Below are 21,213 nucleotides of genomic sequence, written 5' to 3' on the forward strand. Positions count from 1 at the left end.
GAAATTCCTGACAGTCCCCAGGCGCAGCCTCTCTACGCCTCCGCGTCTCTGCGCGAACCAAACCGCGATCGACTCTCCACGCCCCCCGCGTCGATCACACCACCTGCCAGTCGAAGGTCAGCGGCGCCTCACGGAAAGCGAAGCGATCGAGGTGGCTCGCCACGACCTCGCGCATCCGCGCCACGTCGCCGTCCTCCGGCACCGCCAGCCGCACGTCCAGCGTCTCGCTGTCCGCGCGCATCTCCAGCGACGCGCCGTTCGGGAACGCGATCGTCGCTTCCTGCTCGGAGAAGCTGACCTCCATCTTGTGGCTCCAGTGCTTGGCGAGCTGCTGGAGATAGCGGCTGGCCGAATGCGTCGGCACGCGCGCGATCGACACGCTCACTTCAGCCGCTCCACCTTCTGCGCCGCCTCGTCGATCAGCGCGGCGATCTCGTGGAGCAATTCCGGCGTCGCATCGGCGCGCACCGCGCGATCCTGCACCGCATGGCGCAGGTTGTGCATCGCACGGCGGACCGGCGCACCCTCACCGTCGCCGCGCGCGCGCTGCGCGCCCATCGCCTCCAGCCGTGCGAGCAGCGCCGCGACCGTCTCGGCCGCCTCCGCCAGATGCGCCACGCCCGCCTCGGTCGCCGCGAAGCGCTTCCGCGATCCGGCGCTGGCCTGTTCGGCGATCAACTCCATCTCGTCGAGTAACGTCAGCGTCGGATAGACCACCCCCGGGCTGGGCGCATAGCCCCCGCCGCTCAGCGCCTCGATCGCCTTGATGAGTTCGTAGCCGTGTCGCGGTTCGTCGGCGATCAGCTTCAGCAGCAGCAGCCGCAGCTCGCCGCCGTCAAACATGCGCCGGCTTCGTCCGCCGCCGCCACCGCCGCCGCGCCGGCGATCGCCGTCGTTCAGCCGCTCCACCCAGTGGAAGAAGCGTTCGACATCCATGCCGCCCTCTCCGCCATGTCGTCCGCCACGCGGCCCGAACCCGTGATGACGGCCGCCGCCGCCATGTGAAAACCTGAACATATCGGTTCCTCGTTCAATCATGATGCAGCCAAGATATATCTTCCGGGCTGTTACGCAAGAGCTTTCAAGATATATTTTCGATCAAATCATGACGCGCGCCGTGCGCGCCCCTACATACGGACGGTTCCCATTCCCTGTCGCAGGACCGAAGCCGCCCATGACCGCATCGCTGTTCGAGCAGATGCCCCCGCGCCCCCTGGCCGATGCGCTCCGCCCGGAACGGGTTGCGGACGTCATCGGGCAGCAGCATCTGCTCGGCCCGGATGCACCGCTGGGGATGATGATCCGCACGAAGCGGCTGTCGTCGTTCGTGCTCTGGGGACCGCCCGGTGTCGGCAAGACGACGATCTCGCGCCTGATCGCGGCGGAGGCGGGCTATGAGTTCATGCAGCTCTCCGCCGTGTCGACCGGCATCGCCGACCTGCGCAAGACGCTGGCCGCCGCGAAGGAATTGCGTGCCGCCGCCGGCCGCCCGACCGTCGCCTTCATCGACGAGTTGCACCGCTTCTCGCGCCCCGTGCAGGACGCGCTGCTTCCCGCGGTGGAGGACGGGACGATCGTGCTGATCGGCGCGACGACCGAAAATCCCAGCTTCAGCCTGGTCGCCGCGCTCCTGTCGCGCGCCAAGGTCTTCACGCTCAACCGCCTGACCCCCGAGGAACTGGCCACCGTCATCGCGCGGGCCGAGGCCTATCAGGGTCGCTCGCTCGATCTCGACGCCGAGGCGCATCAGGCGTTGATCGCGATGGCGGACGGCGACGCGCGCTACCTGCTCGGGCTATGCGAGACGCTGTTCCTCGTCGACCATGACGGCCCGCTCGATGTCGCCAACCTGTCGGCGATCGTTCAGAAGCGCGCGCCACTTTATGATCGCGGGCAGGAGGAGCATTACAACCTGCTGAGCTGTTTCCACAAAAGTCTGCGCGGTAGCGACGCCGACGCCGCGCTCTACTGGGCGGCGCGGATGGTGCGCGGGGGCGAGGATGCGGCAGTGATCTTCCGCCGGCTGTGCTGCGCGGCGTCGGAGGATGTCGGCATGGCCGATCCGCAGGCCTTGGTGCAGGTGATGACCGCGTGGCAGGCGTTCGAGCGAGTCGGCATGCCGGAGGGGCGGCTGTTCCTTGCGCAGGCGATCAACTATGTCGCGACCGCGCCCAAGTCGAACGCCTCCTATCTCGCGTTCGACCGAGCGAGCGCGCTCGCGCGCGACACCGGATCGCTGCCGCCGCCGAAGCACATCCTGAACGCGCCGACCAAGCTGATGAAGGATCTGGGCTACCACGCCGGCTACCGCTACGACCATGATTATCCGGATGCTTATGCCGCACAGGACTTCTTCCCCGCCGATGCCGGCGGTCCCCACGCCTTCTACGAACCCAACGAACGCGGATTCGAGCGCGAGGTGCGCAAACGTCTCGATTTCTGGCAGCGGCGCAAGGCCGAGCGCTGATCCCCATTGCCTTGCGCGTGCGGCTGGATAAGGGCTCCCGCGTGATCGCCTCCACGGACCGCCGCCCCTGCCCGCGCGTTGGCGCCGGCAGATGACCGTCACTCCCCATCTGCACGCCATTGGCACGGCCACCCCGCCGTACGACATCCATGCCACGTTCGTCGACTGGGCATTGCCGCGCCTGGCGGAGCGCGAGGCGCGGCTGTTCGAGCGGATGGCCACCCGCGCGGGGATCGCGCATCGCTGGTCGGTGCTGCCCGCGCCGGTGGCGGACGGCGGCTTCTACGCGCCCGCGCCGCATCCCGGCACCGGCGAGCGCATGGCGGTCTACGCGCGCGAGGCGCCCGCGCTGGCGCTGGCAGCGATCGAGGCGCTGGCCGCGCAGACATCCCTCGACGGCATCACCCATCTGGTCGTCGCCAGCTGCACCGGCTTCATCGCGCCCGGTCTCGACCAGATCGTGGCGCGGCGGCTGGGGCTGGATACGCGGGTGGAGCGCGTCGCGATCGGCTTCATGGGCTGCTACGCCGCGATTACCGCATTGCGCACCGCGCGGCACATCGTGCGGTCGGAACCCGACGCGCGCGTGCTGGTCGTCACGGTCGAGCTCTCGACGCTTCACCTTCAGGAGGATCGCGCGCTCGAACCGCTGCTGGCGATGCTGCAGTTCGGCGACGGCGCGGCGGCGGCGCTGGTCTGCGCCGAACCGGCCGGACTGGCACTCGACCGACCGTTCAGTGCGACGCTTCCCGTCTCCGACACGCTGATCCGCTGGGACATCACCGATCGCGGCTTCGCGATGCACTTGTCCGGCGAGGTGCCCGGCCGGATCGGCGCGGCGCTACGCGACCCCGCGCTGGTCGCCGCGATCACCGGCAGCCGGCCGGTGGACACATGGGCGATCCATGCCGGGGGCCGCTCGATCCTCGATGCGGTCGAGCAGGCGCTGGCGCTCGCTCCCGACGCGCTGGACGCGTCGCGGGCCGTGCTGCGCGACAGCGGCAACATGTCGTCGGCGACGCTGATGTTCGTGCTGGCGCGCATCCTGTCGGGCCCGCCGGTCGATCACGGCGTTGCGCTGGCCTTCGGTCCCGGTCTGGCGGCGGAGGGATTGTCCTTCGCGAGCGCGCGCTGATGCTCGACGACCGCGCCACCGCCGAGGAACTGATGGACGCCGACGACCTGCCGGCGGAGACCTATGCAGAGGTCGTCGGCGATCTCGCGCGCGTCAATGTCGTGACGATGGCCGCGCGCCCGACGCTGCGCTTCCTGCGTCAGGTGACGCGGCGCGGCGGCCATTACCGACTGCTCGACGTCGGCTATGGCGACGGCGACATGCTCCGCCGCATCGCGCGCTGGGGCGCGACACACGGCCGGACCTTCGATCTGGTCGGCATCGACCTCAATCCGCGCAGTGAAGCCGCCGCGCGCGCGCATACCCCGGCGGATCTCGTGATCGACTGGCGCATCGGCGACTATGCCGCGCTGGCGGGCGAAGGATGGGACATCATCCTGTCCAGCCTCGTCGCGCATCATATGACGGGGCCGCAACTCGTCGCCTTCCTCCGCTTCATGCAGGCGCAGGCTCGGGTCGGGTGGCTGGTCAACGACCTGCATCGCCACGGCTTCGCCTATCACGGCTGGCCGCTGCTCGCCGGGCTGTTCCGCTGGCACCCGATCGTCCGTCACGACGGGCGGCTGTCGATCGCGCGCAGCTATCGCCCGTCCGAATGGCCGCCGATCCTCACCACCGCCGGCATCGCGGATGCCCGCGCGTTCCGCGCCTTTCCGTTCCGGTTGTGCGTCGCGCGCCCCTGATCCTCGGCGGCGGGCCGGCCGGCAGCGCCGCCGCGATCACGCTGGCACGCGGCGGCGAGCGACCGCTGCTGATCGAACGGACCCGCGAGCCGGGCGACGCGATCTGCGGCGGTTTCCTGAGCTGGCGGACGCTGGAGACGCTCGCGCGGCTGGGCGTCGAGGCCGATACGCTGAACCCGGCGCGCGCGACGCGGCTGCGGCTGTTCACGCGCGGGCGGACGGTCGAAACGCGGCTTCCCGCCCCCGGTATCGGCGTCTCTCGCGCGCGCCTCGACGCGATCCTGATCGCCCTTGCGGAACGACAGGGCGCGGGTGTCGAGCGCGGCGTCACCATCCGCGCGATCGAGGGCGCGGCCGCGCGCATCGCAGACGGCGCGACGCTGACCGCCGACGCGCTGTTCCTCGCCAGCGGCAAGCACGATATTCGCGGCACCGCCCGCCCCGCCGAAGCCCGCGGTGCGGACCCCACGCTGGGCCTGCGCACCCGGCGCAGCGGCGGCGCGACGCGACAGGTGGGCGATGCGATCGAGCTCCACCTGTTCGATCGTGGCTATGCCGGCGTGGTGGTGCAGGAGGACGGCAGCGCCAACATCTGCCTCGCCATCCGCCGCTCGCGCCTGACCGAGGCGGGCGATCCCGAACGGCTGCTGGCGATGTTGGGTGAAGAGGTGCCGGCGTTCGGAGAGCGGCTGGCGCAGGGCGTGCCCACCCCCATCGAGGCGATCGCCAACGTGCCTTACGGATGGCGCGCGCAGGAGGGGACCGATCGCCTCTACCGGCTCGGCGACCAGGCGGCGGTGATCCCCTCGCTGGCAGGTGAGGGCATGGGCATCGCGCTTGCGAGCGGCGTGTCGGCGGCCCGCGCATGGCTGACGGGCGAGCCGCCGACGCGGTGGCAGCCCCGCTTCGCCGCGCAGACGGCGCGCCCCGTCACCGTGGCACGTGCGATCCGCGCGATGGCCGAGCGTCCCGCCCCGTTTGCACCGCTGCTGCCGTTCGCGGCGCGGCTCGGCCTGATCGACGCCATCGCCGCCGCAACGCGGATTGCTCAACCGTAAAGTCATCCCACCCCTCTCCGTGTCCCCGACCTCCGCCGGAGTGACGACGCGGTGGTGGTAACCGTCGCACAAACGAAAAGAGGCGCGGCGGTTTCCCGCCACGCCTCTTCGCAACACCCCGACGGGGCCGCGCCGATTACTCGGCCGCGGCGACCGTGCGCGTGTCGCGACGCTCCGCGATACGCGCCGACTTGCCGGTACGGCCACGCAGGTAATACAGCTTGGCACGGCGCACCGCACCCTTGCGCACGACCTCGATCGAATCGATGTTCGGCGAATACAGCGGGAAGACACGCTCCACGCCCTCGCCGAAGCTGATCTTGCGCACGGTGAACGACGAGCCCATGCCCTTGTTCGAGCGCGCGATGCACACGCCCTCATAGTTCTGGACGCGGGTCCGCTCACCCTCGACCACCTTCACGCCGACCTTCAGCGTATCGCCGGGGCGGAATTCAGGCAGCTTCTTGGTTTCATGGAACTTGGCGATCTGCTCGGCTTCGAGCGTCTGGATCAGGTTCATGGTCAGTCCTCAGTCCGTTGCCGCGCGCCAGAGGGCGAGCCGACCCGAGCGCCCTCATGACGCTCCCAAAGGTCCGGCCGCCGTAGCCGTGTGTCGATCTCCGCCTGCCGTTGCCGCCAGGCCGCGATCTTCGCATGATCCCCCGATCGCAGCACTTCGGGGATCGTGCGCCCTTCCCATTCGACAGGTCGGGTATAGTGCGGATATTCGAGGAGGCCGCTTTCGAAGCTTTCCTCGACTCCGCTCGAAGCCGCGCCCATTACGCCGGGAAGCAGCCGAACGCAAGCGTCGAGCAGCACCAGCGTCGCCATCTCGCCCCCCGACAGGATATAGTCGCCGATCGAGATCTGCTCGACGCCACGCGCCTCCAGCAACCGCTCGTCGAACCCCTCGAACCGCCCGCACAGGATCACCGCGCCCGGACCCGCCGCCAGTTCGCGCACCCGGCTCTGCGTCAGCGGGCGCCCGCGCGGCGTCATCGCGATCAGCGGTCGCCCATCGGCATGGGCATCGACGGCACGCGCCAGGATATCGGCGCGCAGCACCATCCCCGCCCCGCCCCCGGCCGGCGTGTCGTCGACGGTGCGGTGCCGGTCGGTCGTGAAGTCGCGGATGTTGACCGCATCCAGCGACCATTTCCGCTCCCCCAGCGCCCGCCCCGCCAGCGAGGTGCCGAGCGGGCCGGGGAACATCTCCGGGTAGAGCGTCAGGATCGTCGCGCGAAAGGTCATCGGGTCCAGTTTTCGGTCAGAAGGCCGGGAATGCCGGCAACGTCACGTTCGTTATTGGTAACGAGCGTCGCGCCCGCCACCAGCGCCTGCGCCGCGATCAGCCGGTCGAAGCCGCCCCGCCGCATCCCGATCGACCGCACCATATCGGCGTATGCCATCGCCGCCTCGACATCGAACGGCAAGACCGGAATGGCGGCGAGGAACGTGTCGACGCGCTTCGCATCGCGGACCGGGTCGTGCGAGCTGCGATTGCCGACCCGCAGCTCGGCCGCCGTGATGGCGGACACGCTCAACTGCCCGAACGCCTGCCCCATCCGCCGCGCCAGCGGATCGCTACGCCCCAGCAGAAAATCGATACAGGCGTCCGTATCGAGCAGATACCCCGTCATGCCGCCGCGACGCCGCGATCATGCGCCCAGTCGCGCGCATCCTGGCCGGTGTCGCCGCGCCCCTCGGCCATGAAGCCTTCGGACATGCTGCCGTAGAGCGACATCAGCACCTGCGCGCTCTCGCGTTCGCGCCACAGGCTGAACGAACCATCGGCATGGGGCGCGATGACCACGTCTTCGCCCTCCGCAAACCCAAGCTGCTTCGGCAACCGCAACGCGACCGAGTTGCCGGATTTGAACACCTTCGCGCGATATTCGTTACCCATCGCCGATCTCCTGTATGCACGGCATGTATATACGGGGATGGCGGCTAGCAAGGCGGAGGTTCGGGGTGGACGATTGCATCATCATCGGCGCGGGGCCGGCCGGGCTGACCGCCGCCATCTATCTGGCGCGCTTCCACCTGAGCATCCGCCTGTTCGACAGCGGATCGAGCCGCGCCGCGATGATCCCGTGCACCCACAACCACGCCGGCTATCCCGAGGGGATCGCGGGCAAGGAATTGCTGCGGCTGATGCGCGTGCAGGCCGCGCATTACGGCGCGCTACGCGAGGAGATGAGGGTCACCGAGCTCACGCGCGAGGGCGAGAACTTCGCCGTGACGACGGACGTCGCGTCGTACCGCGCGCGCACCGTGCTGCTGGCGACCGGGGTCGTGAACCATCGTCCCGCCGCGCTGCTGCCGGAGGTCCACGATCCGGCGCTGGAGCGTGGTCTGCTGCGCTATTGCCCGATCTGCGACGGCTATGAGGTCACCGACCGCCGGGTCGCGGTCATCGGAACCGGCGACCATGGCATGCGGGAGGCATTGTTCCTGCGCGGCTATACCAGCGACGTGACGCTGGTCGCGCCGGAGGCCGAACATGCGCTCGCCCCCGATTGCGCACGGGCGCTGGACGATGCCGGGATCGTCCGCATCGACGGCCCCTGCGGCGGCTATGCGATCGAGGGCGATCGGCTGGCATTCGACACCGCACGCGGGCGGATGGCGTTCGACAGCGTCTATCCCGCGCTCGGCTCGCGCATCCGCTCGCGGTTGGCCGTCGCGGCGGGCGCGCGCGCCAGCGACGAGGGCTGCCTGGAAGTCGACGATCACCAACGGACCAGCATCCCCGGGCTGTTCGCGGCGGGCGACGTCGTGAAAGGTCTCGACCAGATCAGCCATGCGATGGGCGAGGCCGGCGTCGCCGCCACCGCCATCCGCAACCTGCTGGCCGAGCGACGCCCGCTGCGGCGCTGACCCGTCAGTCGTCGCCCTGCGGCCTTGGCAGCAACAGCGCCAGCAGGATCATCCGGCACTCGGCATCCATCTCGCCATCGATCATCTCGGGGCGGAAACGGCGCTGGAACGCCATGATCGCCGCCATCCGGTCGCCGACGTCATAGCCGAACCGCTCCAGCGCCAGGCAGAACGCCGCCTCGCCCCACATCGGATCGACCAGGTTCTTCGTCGGGCGCGGCAAGGCCAGCCGCAACCGCGCGAGCCGGTGCCACGGAAACAGCTCGCCCGGATCGCGCTTGCGTTGCGGCGCGATATCGGAATGGCCGACGACATTGCCGCGCGTCACTTCGTACATGTCTTTCAGATGCGCGACGAGCCGGATCACCGCCTCGACCTGCGGCTCGGGGAAGGGGCGATAGCCGTGGTCGTGGCCCGGATTGACGATCTCGATCCCGATCGACGCCGAGTTGATGTCGGTCACGCCGCGCCAGTGCGAGCGTCCGGCATGCCACGCGCGCTTGTCGTCGGGGACCAGCCGCGTGATCGTGCCGTCCTCATCGACGAAATAGTGACACGACACCTCGGCCGCCGGGTCGCGCAGCCGGTCGAACGCCTCCTGCGCGGTCGCCATCCCGGTATAGTGCAGCACGATCATCGAGATCGGCAGCGTGCGTTCGTTGAAGTTCGGGGACGGTGCCTCGCTGCACCTCATCGCGCTCGCCCGCCGCCCGCACGTTCCCGGATCGTCTCGACCTTCACATCCGACCTCGCCATCGCCCCCGCCGTGACGACGTCCGTCGCGAAATCACGCGCCGCTGTAAACCCGGTTGCGATCGTCTGCGTCCGGCACGCGCTCGTAGAAGCCGCGCGACCGCCGGCTGGGGCGCAGTCGCTCGGACTGACCGATCACCGTCTCTCCCGCGCCCAGCAGCAGCAATCCATCGGGGCGCAGCGCACGCGCCAGCGTCGCCAGCACCTGCTCGCGCAGCGCGGGCACAAGATAGAACAGGACGTTGCGGCACAGGATCAGGTCGAACTCGCCGGCCGGCGCGGGATCGGCGACCAGATTGTGGCGGCGATACTGGATCGCCCCCATCAACGCCGCCGAGGCGGTCCACTGATTGTCGGGAGTCGGCTCGAACCATGTCACCATCCGCCGGATCGGCAGGCCGCGCTGGATCTCGAACTGCGTGTAGAGGCCGGCGCGGGCGCGCGCGATCGCGGCGGACGACACGTCGGTCGCGATGATCTCCGGCTTGATGCCGGCTTCCGCGAACAGCATCGCCAGCGACAGCGGTTCCTGCCCGGTGGCGCACGCCGCGCACCACACCCGCTGCGGCACCCCGATGTCGAGCGCCGCCCGCACCGCGCTTTCCAGCACCGCGCCATCGCGGAAGAAGGACGTCTCCTGATTGAGCAGCGCATCGATGATCCGATCGGCGAGTTGCGGGTCCTTCCCCTCGATCAACCGCGCGGTAAGCTGGTCGGCGCGCGTCAGCCCCAGCGACTGGATCAGCGGCCCGAGCGCGGTGTCGAAGCGCCAGCTGCGCCCGGCCGCGATCTGCTGCCCGGTGCGCGCTTCCATCAGGGCGGCCAGCACGCGGGCGGAGCCAGCGTCGATCCCGCCGATCACGCGCGCGCTCCGCCGACCTGCGCCGCGATCATCGCGCCGATCTCGGCCGGGGTCAGAACCGCATGCGCCAGCCCGGCACCCGCCACCGCACCCGGCATTCCCCATACGACGGAAGAATCGCTATCCTGCACCACGACGGTCCCGCCGGCATCCCGGACGGCCCGCGCGCCCTCCAGGCCGTCACGCCCCATCCCGCTCAGGACGATCGCCAGCAATCGCGCGCCGTAGACGGTGGCCATGCTGGTCAGCATCGGATCGACCGAGGGCATGTTGCCGGTCGGCGACGGCTGGTGCGACAGCCGCGTCCCGACCTGGCCGTCCGGCATCGTCGCGACCAGAAGATGCGCGTCGCCGGGGGCGATCAGCACCTGTCCGGCACGTACCCGTCCGCACTCTTCCGCCAGCACGCCGGGCCGCCGCGCCGACACCCCGACCTGCGCCGCGAAATAGGGCGAGAAAGACGGCGGCAGATGCTGCGTGATGAAAATCGGTCGCGTCATCTCCTGCGGCACCTGCGCCAGCAGCGAGGCGAGCGCGTGGATGCCGCCGGTCGACGCGCCGATCGCCACCGCATCGAACGGCGGCGGGGCGAGCACCGTCGCGCGACGCGGCGACGGGCCGGTGTCGCCGGGCGCCATCAACATGTCGAGCCGCGCGAGCAGCGTTTCGCCGAAGCGCGACGCGAAGGCGCCGACATTCGGCTTCACCAGCGTATCGGCGGCGCCCAGCGCCAGCGCCCGCATCGTGATCTCCGCCCCCTCGGCGGCGGAACTCGACACCACCAACACGCGCGCGCCGCGTCCGGCCTTCAGCAGATCGGGGAGCGCGTCGATGCCATTCTGATACGGCATGATGAGGTCGAGCAGGATCAGATCGACGGTATTGGTCTTCAGGAACGTCAGCGCCCGCTGCGCGTCGGGCACCGCGCCCGTCAGTTCGAACCGCCCGCTGCCCGTCACGAACCGGCCCAGCGCCGCGCGCGCGACCGCCGAATCATCGACGATCAGCACACGGGGAAGCGTGCCGCCGGGTTTGGGAGATAAGGGAGCCATGCCCGCCTCGTGCTCGAACGTGCGGTCAGGCGACGCCGACGATCTGCAGCTTGCTGTGCAGCGTTTCGCGGTCGAACGGCTTCATGACATATTCGTCGGCGCCGGCCTCGATCGCGGCGCGGATGTGCGCCATGCCGTTCTCGGTGGTGCAGAACACCACCTTGGGCCGATGCGGCAACGGTTCGTCGCCCAGCGCGCGCAGGAACTCCATCCCGCTCATCACCGGCATATTCCAGTCGAGCAGGATCACGTCCGGACAGGACTGCCGGCAATGGCTGAGCGCCTCGCGCCCGTCGCCCGCTTCGGCGACCGTGAAGTCCAGCGCTTCGAGAATGTGGCGGGCGACCTTGCGGATCACCTTGGAGTCGTCGACGATCAGGCAGGTCTTCATGGTAATTCCGCTTTTCTGACCACTGCTTGATGCGGCACGCGGGGTAAGGATCGGGTTAATGGCGCGGTCAGTCTAGGGCGCTGGCACGGGCGACCAGCCGGTCGATATCCACCGCCAGCAACGTCTCGCCGGCGCCGTCGGCGATGCCGGTCACGAAATCCCAGTCGTTGGCGGCGCCCAGCCCGGACGGCGCCGCGCTCAACGAGAAGGTCGCCACATCCTCCAGCAGGTCGACCGCGATCGCATACAGGTGCCCGTCGACGATGGTCGCGACCGCCGAGCCGCCCTTGCCGTCGCGCACCATCGCGGGTCGGCCGAACAACTCGCTCACGTCCAGCACCGTCGCGACGCGGCTGCGCATCGCCGCCAGCCCGACGACCGCGCGCCCGGCACCCGGCGCCGGGACGGTGTGCCCGACCTCCACGACCGAATCGACCCGCCCGGCATCGAACAGCAGTCCGGCGCCACCGACGCGCGCGACAAGATGCAGCGACTGGCTCATGCCCGGCGTTCCTTCAGCGCCGCGATCAGCGCGTTGCGGTCGTAGCGATACAGCGGCGCTCCGCGCTGGCGGCTGAGCCGCAGCGCCGGCACCGGCGCGCTGTCGGCGTCATCCTCGATCGCCAGTGCGATCGCGACGGACGCACCCGGCGGCGCGGTGCGCACGACCCGATAGCCCGCCTGCTCGATCGCCGGCTTCAGGAACGCCTCCATCCACCCGCTCTCGCTGCCGTGCAGCAGACACATCGGCCGTTCCGTGGTCGCCGATGCGGTATGCAGCAACGCGAGGGGATCGATCAGTTCGATCGGCTCGCCGTCGATCACCGCCAGCCCGGCGATCACGCCGTCCGGGTCCGCGCCCGGCGCGATCTCGTCGGGCAACGGCACGATCTCGATCGGATCGGCGATCGGATAGGCCATTTCCTGCCCGTCGAGCTGAAGCCGCAGGACCTTGCGCACCTCCCCGGGCACCGCGCCACGTCCCGCCCAGACCGGGATCGAGCGATCGTCGATCGTCAGCCACAATCCGCCGGCCAGCGCGCGCACCGTGCCCGGCGCGACGCCCTCGATCCGGTCCACCGCGTCCGACACGATCATCCGCCGCGCGCCGTCGATATCGTCGAACAGCAGCGCGCGGATCGCCTCGGTGGTGGCGGTCTCCACCACTTCCTCGTTCGCCTTCTCGAAGGTCAGCGCGGCACGCGCGGCGATGCCGGAACAATCGAGCAGCAGGATCGGCTGGCCGTCGTCGGGCAGCATCTGCCCGGCATAGATGCTGGCGCGCATCACCGCCGGCGCGGCCGGCTTCACCACCAGTTCCTGCGTGTCGTGCACGCCGTCGACCGCCAGCGCGAAGCGTCCCTCCCGCAACGACACGATCGCCAGGAAACGCGGATCCCTGGCCGGCTCGCCCTGCCCCAGCAGCACGGGCAGCGACACCATCGGCAGCCGCTTGCCCCGCAACAGCACCACCGCCCCGCCCGCGACACGATCCACGCGCACCGCGTTGCCGTCCACCGCCACCAGCTCGTCAACCGACTGGCGCGCCACCGCGAACCGCGTCCCCGCCGCCTCGATCAGCACCGCATTCAGGATGGCCAGCGTCAGCGGCACCTCCAGCGCGACACTCAATCCCTTGCCACGCCGGTTGGACAGCGCGATCCGACCGCCGGCCTGTTCGACATTGGCCTTCACCACGTCCATGCCGACCCCGCGGCCGGACAGCGCGGTCACCTCGTCGCGCGACGACAGGCCCGGCTCGAAGATCAGGCCCAATCGTCCCTCGTCGTCCAGCCCCGCCAGCTCGGCCGCGCGGGCCGGCTGCTGCCCCAGCGCCTTGGCGAGCAGACGGTCGGTATCGATGCCGCGACCATCGTCGATGATCTCGATGATGATCAGATTTCCGGCCTGTCGCGCCACGACGCGCAGGCTGCCGGCCGCCGGCTTGCCCGCCAGGATGCGGTCGGCACGCTCCTCGATGCCGTGATCCACGGCGTTCCGGACCAGATGCACCAGCGGATCGCGCAACAGCTCGATCATCTCGCGGTCCAGCTCGACGTCGCCGCCCTCGATCGTCAGCGTCACCGATTTGCCCAGCGTGCCGGCCGCGTCGCGAACCAGTCGCGGTAACGCGGAGAACAGCGACTCGACCCGCTGCATTCGCGTGCGCGTCACCGTGTCGCGCAGCCCGTCGACCGATATGCTCAGCCGCTCCAGCATCGCCTCCAGCCGCGGATCGTCGAACATCCGCAAGTGGCGGGCGAGCTGGTTGCGCGCCAGCACCATGTCCGACACGCCGCTCATCATCCGGTCGAGCAGATCGACCGACAGCCGCACCGACCGCTTGTGCGCCGCGCGCGTCGGGTTGGCGGAGAGATCGACCATCCGCTCCGGCACGACCCGCCCTGCCGCCTCGCCCCTCGTACCGTCCAGCGCGGCGACCAGCAGCGCATCGCCGCTGTCGTCCAGCGCCTCCCCCGAATCCAGCGCCTCGACGATCTCGCCGATCCGGTCGATGATCGCCAGGATCGCGGTGACGAGCGCCGGGTCGGGAACGCGGTCGCCCGCGCGCACCGCCGCCAGCGCATCCTCGGCGCCGTGGCTCAGCCGCGCCAGACGCGGCAGGTCGAGGAAACCGCAGCTCCCCTTGATCGTATGGACGAATCGAAAAATGGCATCCAGCCGGGCGCGGTCGCGGGGGTCGGCCTCCCACCCCACGATCTCGCCCGACAACGCCTCCAGCGTTTCGCGCGTCTCGGCGATGAATTCCTGCAGCAGATCGTCCATGCGGCCCCGACACCCTCGCTTCGGGGGGCGGCATCGCATGGTACGGGTTAAAAGGGTCTTTACTTAGGACCGATCGCCCCGGCGCCCGTTCCGCGATCAGCGATGCGGCAGGGCGGCCCCGAACAACAGGCTGTTGTCGACCGGCTCGCTGACCATCACCGATCCGCCCGCCTCGCTGACCAGCGCCTGGACCAGGAACGCCGCCGCCGCGCGCGGCGTCGCCGATTCGTCGCCCGCCGCGCCGGTCAGCGTGGCGCGCAGATCGGGATCGAGCACGATCCGCGGTCCTTCGGCACGCAGGACGATCTCCGTCGCGTCTGGGGTTTCCTCGGTCCCGATCGTCACCGTCCCGCCACGCACCAGCGTGTCGCCCGCGATCAGCGCCAGGTTCAGCAGCACCTTGACCGCCGACTTGGGCAATTCGGGCTCGTCGACCATCCATTGCAGTTGCAGCCGCTTGTTGTCGCCCAGCAATCCCTCGACCGCCTGCCGCGCCTCGCGCACGTCCACCCGCTCGCCGAACCCGCCCGCCGCGCCGAACGCCAGCCGGAAGAACTTCAGCTTGTTTGCCGATGCCCGCGCACTCTCGTTCAGCAGTTCCAGGCAGCGCGCGCGCATGTCCGGGTCGGTCTCGTCGTTCAGCAATTCCAGCCCGTTGTTCAGCGCACCGACCGGCGACAGCAGGTCGTGGCACAGCCGCGAACACAGGAGCGAGGCGAAATCGACCGGGCTGATGGTCATCGTGGGCGGCTACCTCGAAACGGTATGGATACCGTGTTCTGGCGAGTCGCGCTCATCCGCGCAACCGCATACCGCAAGGGCGACCGGATCGAAGCGCCCCTCCACGGCGCCGTTCGCCACTGCGCGCCATGCCGTCACCGCCGCCCCGGCGACGATGATCCACAGGCTGCCGTCCGGAGCAGCATCGACGGCATCGCGCGGCGAGGGTCTGGCGACGCCGGAGGGATGCGAATGATAATGACCGATGACCCCCGGTCCACCCGCCCGCGCCGCACGATGCGCGGCGATCAGCGTGGCGGGATCGATCTCGAACCGCACCGCCGGGTCGGCAGCGACGTTGCGGCACGGCACGACCCGCGCGATCCGCGTGGCCTGCCCCAGCAACAGCCCGCACACCTCCTCCACACTCGCGGCGGCAAGGCGCAACAGTTCGTTACGGTCGGCGATTGTAATTTCCATCGTCATCGCCATCTAGCGTAGCAATGGACCGGGGGGTCATCATCATCGAAGCGACGATCGCTGCAACCGCCGACGGGTGGCGGGTCGATCGTGCGTTGGCGGACGCGGTGCCGACCCTGTCGCGCGAGCGGCTGAAGGTGCTCATCAACGCCGGTCAGGTGACGCAGAACGGCGTCGCGATGCGCGACCCCTCGCGCAAGGCGAAGGGTGGCGAGCCGTTCGCGGTCGCCGTCCCCGCGCCGACGCCCGCGCATAACGAGGCGCAGGACATTCCGCTGGTGGTGGCGTGGGAGGACGAACATCTGATCGTCGTCGACAAGCCCGCCGGGCTGGTCGTGCATCCCGCCGCCGGCAATCTCGACGGAACGTTGGTCAACGCGCTGCTTCACCATTGCCACGGTTCGCTGTCGGGGATCGGCGGGGTCGCGCGGCCGGGCATCGTCCACCGCATCGACAAGGACACGTCGGGCCTGATGGTCGCCGCCAAGACCGACCGCACCCACGAGGGACTGGCGAAGCAATTTGCGGCGCACAGCATCGACCGCCGCTACCGTGCGATCGTCGGCGGCCGCCCGATGCCCGCCAACGGCAAGGTCGACGCTCCGCTCGCGCGTTCGCCCAACAACCGCAAGAAGGTGGCGATCGTGCCGGGCGGCAAGCGCGCGGTGACGCATTACAGCACCGTCCGGCCGCTGCGCGAAGCGACGCTGGTCGAGTGCCGGCTCGAAACCGGGCGCACACATCAGGTGCGCGTTCACATGGCGTCGATCGGTCACGCCTTGCTGGGCGATCCGGTCTATGGTAGAACAAAACATGCTCACAAGGGCGTGCTCGACACGCTGAATTTCCGGCGACAGGCGCTGCACGCCGCGCATCTCGGGTTCATCCACCCGATCACCGGTGAGGCGCTCGGCTTCGACAGCGCCATGCCGCCGGACATGCAGGAACTGTTCACTCAGCTTATCGTATAAGGGCGGAGCCTGCGGTCGTCGCGTTTCGGGACGATACGGCAGTCATTCCGCAAGGAAGGGAGACAAAGGATCATGGCAACCCGCAGCAACGTCCCCGCGACGATCCCTGCGCTCGGCGGGGAGCAGAGCCTCAATCGCTATCTGTCGGAAATCAAGAAATTCCCGATCCTGGCGCCCGAGCAGGAATATATGCTCGCCAAGCGGTTTCAGGAACATGGCGATACGGATGCCGCCGCGCAGCTGGTCACCAGCCACCTGCGGCTCGTGGCGAAGATCGCGATGGGCTATCGCGGCTACGGCCTGCCGGTCAGCGAGCTGATCTCCGAAGGCAATATCGGCCTGATGCAGGGCGTGAAGAAGTTCGAGCCCGATCGCGGCTTCCGCCTCGCCACCTATGCGATGTGGTGGATTCGCGCCTCGATCCAGGAATTCATCCTGCGCTCGTGGAGCCTCGTGAAGATGGGCACCACGGCGGCGCAGAAGAAGCTGTTCTTCAACCTGCGCCGGATGAAGGCGCGGCTCGATGCGTTCGAGGACGGCGATCTGACGCCCGAAAACGTGCAGAAGATCGCCACCGACCTGGGCGTGACCGAGGCCGATGTCGTCAGCATGAACCGCCGCATGGCGATGGGCGGCGATACGTCGCTGAACGTCTCGATGCGCGAGGATGGCGAGGGCCAGTGGCAGGACTGGTTGCAGGATGACGCGCCGTTGCAGGACAGCGTCGTCGCCGATCAGCAGGAAGCGGACGTCCGCCATGACATGCTGATGAGCGCGATGGACGACCTCAACGATCGCGAGAAGCACATCCTGACAGAGCGCCGCCTGACCGACGATCCCAAGACGCTGGAAGAACTCAGCCAGGTCTATGGCGTCAGCCGTGAGCGCGTCCGGCAGATCGAGGTGCGCGCGTTCGAGAAGCTCCAGCGCGCGATGATGCGGCTGGCCGGCGACCAGCGTCTGCTGACCGCCTGACGCTCACGAACCGTCACCCCTTCGTCATGCCGCTGCCGGGTTCCGGGAACACCGCAGCGGCATGACGGAGCGCCCTCAGCGGGCACCCCCCAGGTCCATATCCTCCAGCGCCACGCCGTTCGTCTCCGGCATGTACCGCCACGTCCACACGAACTGCGCCAGCATCATCGCGCCGAACAGCGCGAAGACCCAGCCGCCGACCGCACCCGCCACGACCGGGAACAGCCAGGTGATCGCCGCCGCCATCACCCAATGCGTCGTCGAGCCCAGCGCCTGCCCCTTGCCGCGCACCGCGCTGGGGAAGACCTCCGAGATGAACACCCAGATCACCGCGCCCTGGCTCATCGCGAAGGCGGCGATGAAGCCCAGCAACCCGACGAGGATCAGCGTCCCGTCAGGCGCCGCCTGTTCCAGCTGCCAGCCGACCAGGAACAGCGCCGCCGCGCACACCAGCGATCCGACGAACAGCAACGGCCGTCGCCCGAAGCGGTCGATCAGGAACAGCGCCAGTACCGTGAAGACCAGATTGGTCCCGCCGACCGCGATCGACTGAAGCAGCGCGGAGTCCGCGCCCGCGCCCGCCAGCTCGAACACGCGCGGCGCGTAATAGAGCAGGGCGTTGATGCCGGAGAGCTGGTTGAACATCGCGATCGCGACCGCGCACGCCACCGGCGCACGATACGCCGGCTGGAACAGGCCCGGCGTCCTCTGCGCCACCTCGCGCCGCGCGGCGGCGGCGATCCGCTCCAGCTCGCCGGCCGGATCGAGGAAGCCGAGCCGTGCCAGCACCGCCGCCGCCCGCTCGCGCGCGCCGCGCACCGCCAGCCAGCGCGGGCTTTCCGGCAGGAACAGCACGGTGGTCAGGTACAGCAGCGAGGGAACGGTCACGATGCCGAACATCCACCGCCACGCCCGATCCGCCGGCAGCGCCTGCGCGATCAGATAGTTGGACAGGAACGCGACCAGGATCCCCAGCACGATGTTAAGCTGGTTCATCGCCACCAGCCGCCCCCGGAACCGCGCCGGCGACACCTCCGCGATATAGATCGGCGTCACCACCGACGCCGCGCCGATCGCCAGCCCGCCCAGAAAGCGGAAGGCGAGGAACACCGGCCAGTTCGGTGCGAGCGCGGTGCCCAGCGACGAGGCGACATAGGCGATCGCCACCGACAGCATCACCGCGCGTCGCCCGTAACGGTCGGCCGGCGCGCCCGCGATCAGCGAGCCTATCACCGTCCCGATCAGGGCGGAGGCGACCGTGAACCCCAGCCCGCCATCGCTCAGCGCGAACCGCGACTGCAACGCCTGCGTCGCGCCCGAAATCACCGCCGTGTCGAAACCGAACAACAATCCGCCCAGCGCCGCCCCGGCCGCGCTGATGACGATCGCGGCGGTTACGCGGGCGTCGTCGCCGCTGACCTCGCCCGTCGATACGCTGTGCACCGGCCATCCCTCCCTCAATCGTTTGCGTTCTCACGACCTCGGTACGCGATGCCGCGTCAGTCGAACAGCCCGTCCTGCGACCCGACCGGCGGATTGAGCCCCAGATGCTTCCATCCGCCCGCGTTCAGCACACGTCCGCGCGCGGTGCGCGCCACCAGCCCGAGCTGGATCAGGTACGGCTCGATCACTTCCTCGATCGTGTCGCGCGGCTCGCTCAGCCCCGCCGCCAGCGTCTCCACGCCCACCGGCCCGCCGCGATAGATGTCGGCGATCATCGTCAGATAGCGGCGGTCCATGGCATCCAGCCCGAGCTTGTCGACCTCAAGACGGTCGAGCGCGCGGTCGGCGACCATCGCATCCACCACCGCGACCCCCGCGACATTGGCGAAGTCGCGCACCCGCCGCAGCAGCCGCCCCGCGATGCGCGGCGTGCCGCGCGCGCGCCGCGCGATCTCGGTCGCTCCGTCGCGCGCGATGCCCAGGTCGAGCAATTGTGCCGCGCGCGACACCACCCGCTCCAGTTCGTCGACGGTATAGAATTGCAGCCGTACCGGGATCCCGAACCGGTCGCGCAGCGGCGTCGTCAGCAACCCCTGCCGCGTGGTCGCGCCGACCAGCGTGAAGCGCGGCAGGTCGATCCGCACGCTGCGCGCCGACGGCCCCTCCCCGATCATCAGGTCCAGCGCGCGGTCCTCCATCGCGGGATACAGCACTTCCTCTACCGCCGGTTGCAGGCGGTGGATCTCGTCGATGAACAGCACGTCGCCGTCCTCGAGGTTGGTCAGCAGCGCGGCGAGATCGCCCGACTTGGCGATCACCGGGCCGGACGTGGCGCGGAAGCCCACCCCCATCTCACGCGCGACGATCTGCGCCAGCGTCGTCTTGCCCAGACCGGGTGGCCCGAAGAACAGCACATGGTCCAGCGTGTCGCCGCGCCCCTTCGCCGCCTCGATGAAGACGCGCAGATTCTCGCGCGCCGCCTTCTGCCCGACGAAATCGTCGAGCGTCTTGGGGCGAAGCGCGGCGTCCACGTCCTCGACGCGGCGCGCGGGCGAGATCAGGCGATCGTCATCGGTCACGCTTCGTTCCGTAACGGGGTTCGTGTCGGGAGCAAGCGTTTGATGAGGGGCTCAGGCGGCGACACGGAGCCAGGGAGAGGCCACGACGTCACGCGACCATCGTCATCCCCGCGCGGGCGGGGATCCTGAAACGCTGACCTTGGCAACGGCGTCCTTCGTCCTTTCCGGCGTGCCCTGCACGAACCGGGAACGATCGCGCGCCGGAACCTTACGCCAGCCGGTCGACCATGACGCCGCTGGGTGCCGCCGACGTCCGCCCATAGGTCGCGCCCGCCCCCATGTTCGCGCGCAGCTTCTCCAGCACGCGATCGAACTGGTCGAGCTGTTCGCTGGCTGTGCGCATCAGGCTGCCGTTCGACGATCCCGCCGGCCGGTCGATCAATTGCCGGAGCGACTCCGCCTGGCCGGCGTCCAGCGAACCGTCCCCGACCTTCGCCTCCAGCCGCGCGGCGATGCCCGGACCCTGTTGCGGCCGGTCGCCTCGCGGCGCGGCGACCAGTTCCGGCCGCGCCGCCCCCGCCACGACACGCGCGTCGGTCGCGGATCGCTGGATCGGGAGAGCGGTCGCAATCGGGGTCAGGCTGGTCACGTCATTCGTCCTTCGGCCGATCACAGGCGACCGTGGACCCGCGTAACCGAGAAATGCTTAGCCAATCGTGACCATGCCACACAGATCATCAATTTGGATCGCACGCGGCGCGGGATCAGCGCGTCGCGTTGTAGCGCAACTGATCCTGCGTCAGCTGGAAGCCGACCAGCGCCTCGAATGTGGACGACGCGACCGCCTGCCGCACCTTCGGATCGGCGAGCGGATCGAGCGCCGCGTCCTCGTCCCCGGCCTTGCGCCGGCGCGACAGGCGGTCGCGAACCTCCTGCGGCAGCGTCGCGGCACTGCGCGCGACCGCGCTGGTTCCCTCCGCGCTGGTGATCGCCAGCGACTGGCCGGCGTCGAAGTGCAGCCCGACCTGCGACACGCGCTTGGCGACCACCGACGTGCCGCCGCGCGTCACGACGATGAAATAGGGCAAGGTCACGTCGCGCGGACCGTCAGTGCGGGTGCGGCGCGCGCGCACGTCGAAGGTGACGCGCGTCACCACGTCCTCCCCCTGATCGTCGCAGGTCGATCGCACGTTGCTGATCGTCGCCACCACGTCGATCGCCGCCGAGGCGCGGCTGGCCGGGGGATCGAACAACGTCACGTCGCCGGTCCCCGCCGGCACGCCGACGATCGGACAGGCGGAGCGAACCGCGGTGATTCCCGCGCCCCCGCCGGAGACGTCGATCTCGCCGCTGCGTGCGCAACCGGCCACGAGCAGAAGGACCAGTGGAGCAGCGATATGGCGAGCGTTCACGAAGCAATCCCGGACAATGGGCACAAGCGAAACGGGCACCGCGAACGGCGCCCGGACCGTGCCAGCATAGGAACCGTCTATCGCCGGAGCAAGCATTCGCGTAGAGCCGGCCCCATGCCCGATAC

General features: G+C 69.5%; 25 protein-coding genes. 7 read left to right on the top strand and 18 right to left on the bottom strand.

Annotation, left to right across the window (positions count from 1 at the left end; all coding sequences use genetic code 11):
- Nucleotides 1–94 precede the first annotated feature (94 nt).
- Together NS334_RS15295 and NS334_RS15300 are read right to left on the bottom strand one after the other, a co-directional pair.
- Nucleotides 95–385, bottom strand: a complete 291-nt coding sequence (locus tag NS334_RS15295) for a DUF2218 domain-containing protein (RefSeq protein WP_058756826.1) — start codon at nucleotides 383–385, stop codon at nucleotides 95–97.
- Nucleotides 382–1,017, bottom strand: a complete 636-nt coding sequence (locus NS334_RS15300) for a PadR family transcriptional regulator (RefSeq protein WP_058756827.1) — start codon at nucleotides 1,015–1,017, stop codon at nucleotides 382–384. Before NS334_RS15300 ends, NS334_RS15295 begins: the two co-directional genes overlap by 4 nt.
- Nucleotides 1,018–1,174: 157 nt before the next feature.
- Here NS334_RS15300 and NS334_RS15305 point away from each other — a divergent pair, with 157 nt between their 5' ends.
- The 4 genes from NS334_RS15305 (at nucleotide 1,175) to NS334_RS15320 (ending at nucleotide 5,343) form a co-directional block, all read left to right on the top strand.
- Nucleotides 1,175–2,467 (top strand): replication-associated recombination protein A, encoded by a 1,293-nt coding sequence (locus tag NS334_RS15305; RefSeq protein WP_058756828.1) that lies wholly within the window; start codon nucleotides 1,175–1,177, stop codon nucleotides 2,465–2,467.
- 91 nt (nucleotides 2,468–2,558) lie between these two features.
- The gene (locus tag NS334_RS15310; RefSeq protein ID WP_058756829.1) at nucleotides 2,559–3,602 is read left to right on the top strand and encodes a type III polyketide synthase; all 1,044 of its coding nucleotides are present in this window, start codon (nucleotides 2,559–2,561) and stop codon (nucleotides 3,600–3,602) included.
- The gene (locus NS334_RS15315; RefSeq protein WP_193753122.1) at nucleotides 3,602–4,285 is read left to right on the top strand and encodes a methyltransferase domain-containing protein; all 684 of its coding nucleotides are present in this window, start codon (nucleotides 3,602–3,604) and stop codon (nucleotides 4,283–4,285) included. The genes NS334_RS15310 and NS334_RS15315 overlap by 1 nt, the downstream gene beginning before the upstream one ends.
- Complete coding sequence (locus NS334_RS15320) at nucleotides 4,267–5,343, top strand: NAD(P)/FAD-dependent oxidoreductase (RefSeq protein ID WP_058756830.1); 1,077 nt, start codon at nucleotides 4,267–4,269, stop codon at nucleotides 5,341–5,343. The genes NS334_RS15315 and NS334_RS15320 overlap by 19 nt, the downstream gene beginning before the upstream one ends.
- A 136-nt stretch (nucleotides 5,344–5,479) precedes the next feature.
- Here the strand turns inward: NS334_RS15320 and rplS are convergent, their stop codons facing one another.
- The 4 genes from rplS to NS334_RS15340 are packed head-to-tail and all read right to left on the bottom strand — an operon-like array spanning nucleotide 5,480 to nucleotide 7,249.
- The gene (rplS, locus tag NS334_RS15325) at nucleotides 5,480–5,863 is read right to left on the bottom strand and encodes a 50S ribosomal protein L19 (RefSeq protein ID WP_058756831.1); all 384 of its coding nucleotides are present in this window, start codon (nucleotides 5,861–5,863) and stop codon (nucleotides 5,480–5,482) included.
- A 2-nt stretch (nucleotides 5,864–5,865) separates the two neighbouring features.
- Nucleotides 5,866–6,594, bottom strand: coding sequence for a tRNA (guanosine(37)-N1)-methyltransferase TrmD (trmD, locus tag NS334_RS15330; protein ID WP_058756832.1), 729 nt, complete (start codon nucleotides 6,592–6,594; stop codon nucleotides 5,866–5,868).
- Nucleotides 6,591–6,983, bottom strand: coding sequence for a type II toxin-antitoxin system VapC family toxin (locus NS334_RS15335; protein WP_058756833.1), 393 nt, complete (start codon nucleotides 6,981–6,983; stop codon nucleotides 6,591–6,593). Before NS334_RS15335 ends, trmD begins: the two co-directional genes overlap by 4 nt.
- On the bottom strand, nucleotides 6,980–7,249 hold the full coding sequence (locus NS334_RS15340; RefSeq protein WP_058756834.1) for an antitoxin: 270 nt from the start codon (nucleotides 7,247–7,249) through the stop codon (nucleotides 6,980–6,982). Before NS334_RS15340 ends, NS334_RS15335 begins: the two co-directional genes overlap by 4 nt.
- A 65-nt stretch (nucleotides 7,250–7,314) precedes the next feature.
- Here NS334_RS15340 and NS334_RS15345 point away from each other — a divergent pair, with 65 nt between their 5' ends.
- The gene (locus NS334_RS15345) at nucleotides 7,315–8,223 is read left to right on the top strand and encodes an NAD(P)/FAD-dependent oxidoreductase (RefSeq protein WP_241491985.1); all 909 of its coding nucleotides are present in this window, start codon (nucleotides 7,315–7,317) and stop codon (nucleotides 8,221–8,223) included.
- Between the two features lie 4 nt (nucleotides 8,224–8,227).
- Here the strand turns inward: NS334_RS15345 and NS334_RS15350 are convergent, their stop codons facing one another.
- The 8 genes from NS334_RS15350 to NS334_RS15385 form a co-directional block, all read right to left on the bottom strand.
- Nucleotides 8,228–8,917 carry an N-acetylmuramoyl-L-alanine amidase gene (locus NS334_RS15350; protein WP_058756836.1) on the bottom strand — a complete coding sequence of 230 codons (690 nt, stop codon included), beginning with the start codon at nucleotides 8,915–8,917 and terminating at the stop codon, nucleotides 8,228–8,230.
- A gap of 93 nt (nucleotides 8,918–9,010) precedes the next feature.
- Entirely contained in the window at nucleotides 9,011–9,838 is an 828-nt protein-coding gene (locus NS334_RS15355) for a CheR family methyltransferase (RefSeq protein ID WP_241491986.1), read from the bottom strand.
- Nucleotides 9,835–10,890 carry a chemotaxis protein CheB gene (locus NS334_RS15360; protein ID WP_058756837.1) on the bottom strand — a complete coding sequence of 352 codons (1,056 nt, stop codon included), beginning with the start codon at nucleotides 10,888–10,890 and terminating at the stop codon, nucleotides 9,835–9,837. Before NS334_RS15360 ends, NS334_RS15355 begins: the two co-directional genes overlap by 4 nt.
- A 25-nt stretch (nucleotides 10,891–10,915) precedes the next feature.
- Nucleotides 10,916–11,281: a response regulator gene (locus NS334_RS15365; protein ID WP_058756838.1), complete on the bottom strand. Its 366-nt coding sequence runs from the start codon at nucleotides 11,279–11,281 to the stop codon at nucleotides 10,916–10,918.
- Nucleotides 11,282–11,348: 67 nt separating this feature from the next.
- Complete coding sequence (locus tag NS334_RS15370; protein WP_058756839.1) at nucleotides 11,349–11,783, bottom strand: chemotaxis protein CheW; 435 nt, start codon at nucleotides 11,781–11,783, stop codon at nucleotides 11,349–11,351.
- Nucleotides 11,780–14,068, bottom strand: a complete 2,289-nt coding sequence (locus NS334_RS15375) for a chemotaxis protein CheA (protein ID WP_058756840.1) — start codon at nucleotides 14,066–14,068, stop codon at nucleotides 11,780–11,782. The genes NS334_RS15370 and NS334_RS15375 overlap by 4 nt, the downstream gene beginning before the upstream one ends.
- A gap of 96 nt (nucleotides 14,069–14,164) precedes the next feature.
- Complete coding sequence (locus NS334_RS15380; RefSeq protein ID WP_058756841.1) at nucleotides 14,165–14,809, bottom strand: histidine phosphotransferase family protein; 645 nt, start codon at nucleotides 14,807–14,809, stop codon at nucleotides 14,165–14,167.
- 9 nt (nucleotides 14,810–14,818) lie between these two features.
- The gene (locus NS334_RS15385) at nucleotides 14,819–15,274 is read right to left on the bottom strand and encodes a M67 family metallopeptidase (protein WP_058756848.1); all 456 of its coding nucleotides are present in this window, start codon (nucleotides 15,272–15,274) and stop codon (nucleotides 14,819–14,821) included.
- A gap of 17 nt (nucleotides 15,275–15,291) precedes the next feature.
- Between NS334_RS15385 and NS334_RS15390 the strand changes: the two genes are divergently transcribed.
- Together NS334_RS15390 and rpoH are read left to right on the top strand one after the other, a co-directional pair.
- Nucleotides 15,292–16,239: an RluA family pseudouridine synthase gene (locus NS334_RS15390; protein WP_058756842.1), complete on the top strand. Its 948-nt coding sequence runs from the start codon at nucleotides 15,292–15,294 to the stop codon at nucleotides 16,237–16,239.
- Between the two features lie 72 nt (nucleotides 16,240–16,311).
- Entirely contained in the window at nucleotides 16,312–17,214 is a 903-nt protein-coding gene (rpoH, locus tag NS334_RS15395) for an RNA polymerase sigma factor RpoH (RefSeq protein WP_058756843.1), read from the top strand.
- Nucleotides 17,215–17,289: 75 nt separating this feature from the next.
- Here the strand turns inward: rpoH and NS334_RS15400 are convergent, their stop codons facing one another.
- The 4 genes from NS334_RS15400 to NS334_RS15415 form a co-directional block, all read right to left on the bottom strand.
- Complete coding sequence (locus NS334_RS15400; RefSeq protein WP_241491988.1) at nucleotides 17,290–18,657, bottom strand: sugar porter family MFS transporter; 1,368 nt, start codon at nucleotides 18,655–18,657, stop codon at nucleotides 17,290–17,292.
- A gap of 56 nt (nucleotides 18,658–18,713) precedes the next feature.
- The gene (gene ruvB / locus NS334_RS15405) at nucleotides 18,714–19,736 is read right to left on the bottom strand and encodes a Holliday junction branch migration DNA helicase RuvB (protein WP_058756844.1); all 1,023 of its coding nucleotides are present in this window, start codon (nucleotides 19,734–19,736) and stop codon (nucleotides 18,714–18,716) included.
- A 208-nt stretch (nucleotides 19,737–19,944) separates the two neighbouring features.
- Entirely contained in the window at nucleotides 19,945–20,325 is a 381-nt protein-coding gene (locus NS334_RS15410; RefSeq protein WP_058756845.1) for a hypothetical protein, read from the bottom strand.
- Nucleotides 20,326–20,440: 115 nt separating this feature from the next.
- The gene (locus NS334_RS15415) at nucleotides 20,441–21,088 is read right to left on the bottom strand and encodes a hypothetical protein (protein WP_241491989.1); all 648 of its coding nucleotides are present in this window, start codon (nucleotides 21,086–21,088) and stop codon (nucleotides 20,441–20,443) included.
- Nucleotides 21,089–21,213: the final 125 nt, after the last annotated feature.

Source organism: Sphingomonas endophytica (assembly GCF_001476895.1).
GTDB lineage: Bacteria > Pseudomonadota > Alphaproteobacteria > Sphingomonadales > Sphingomonadaceae > Sphingomonas > Sphingomonas endophytica_A.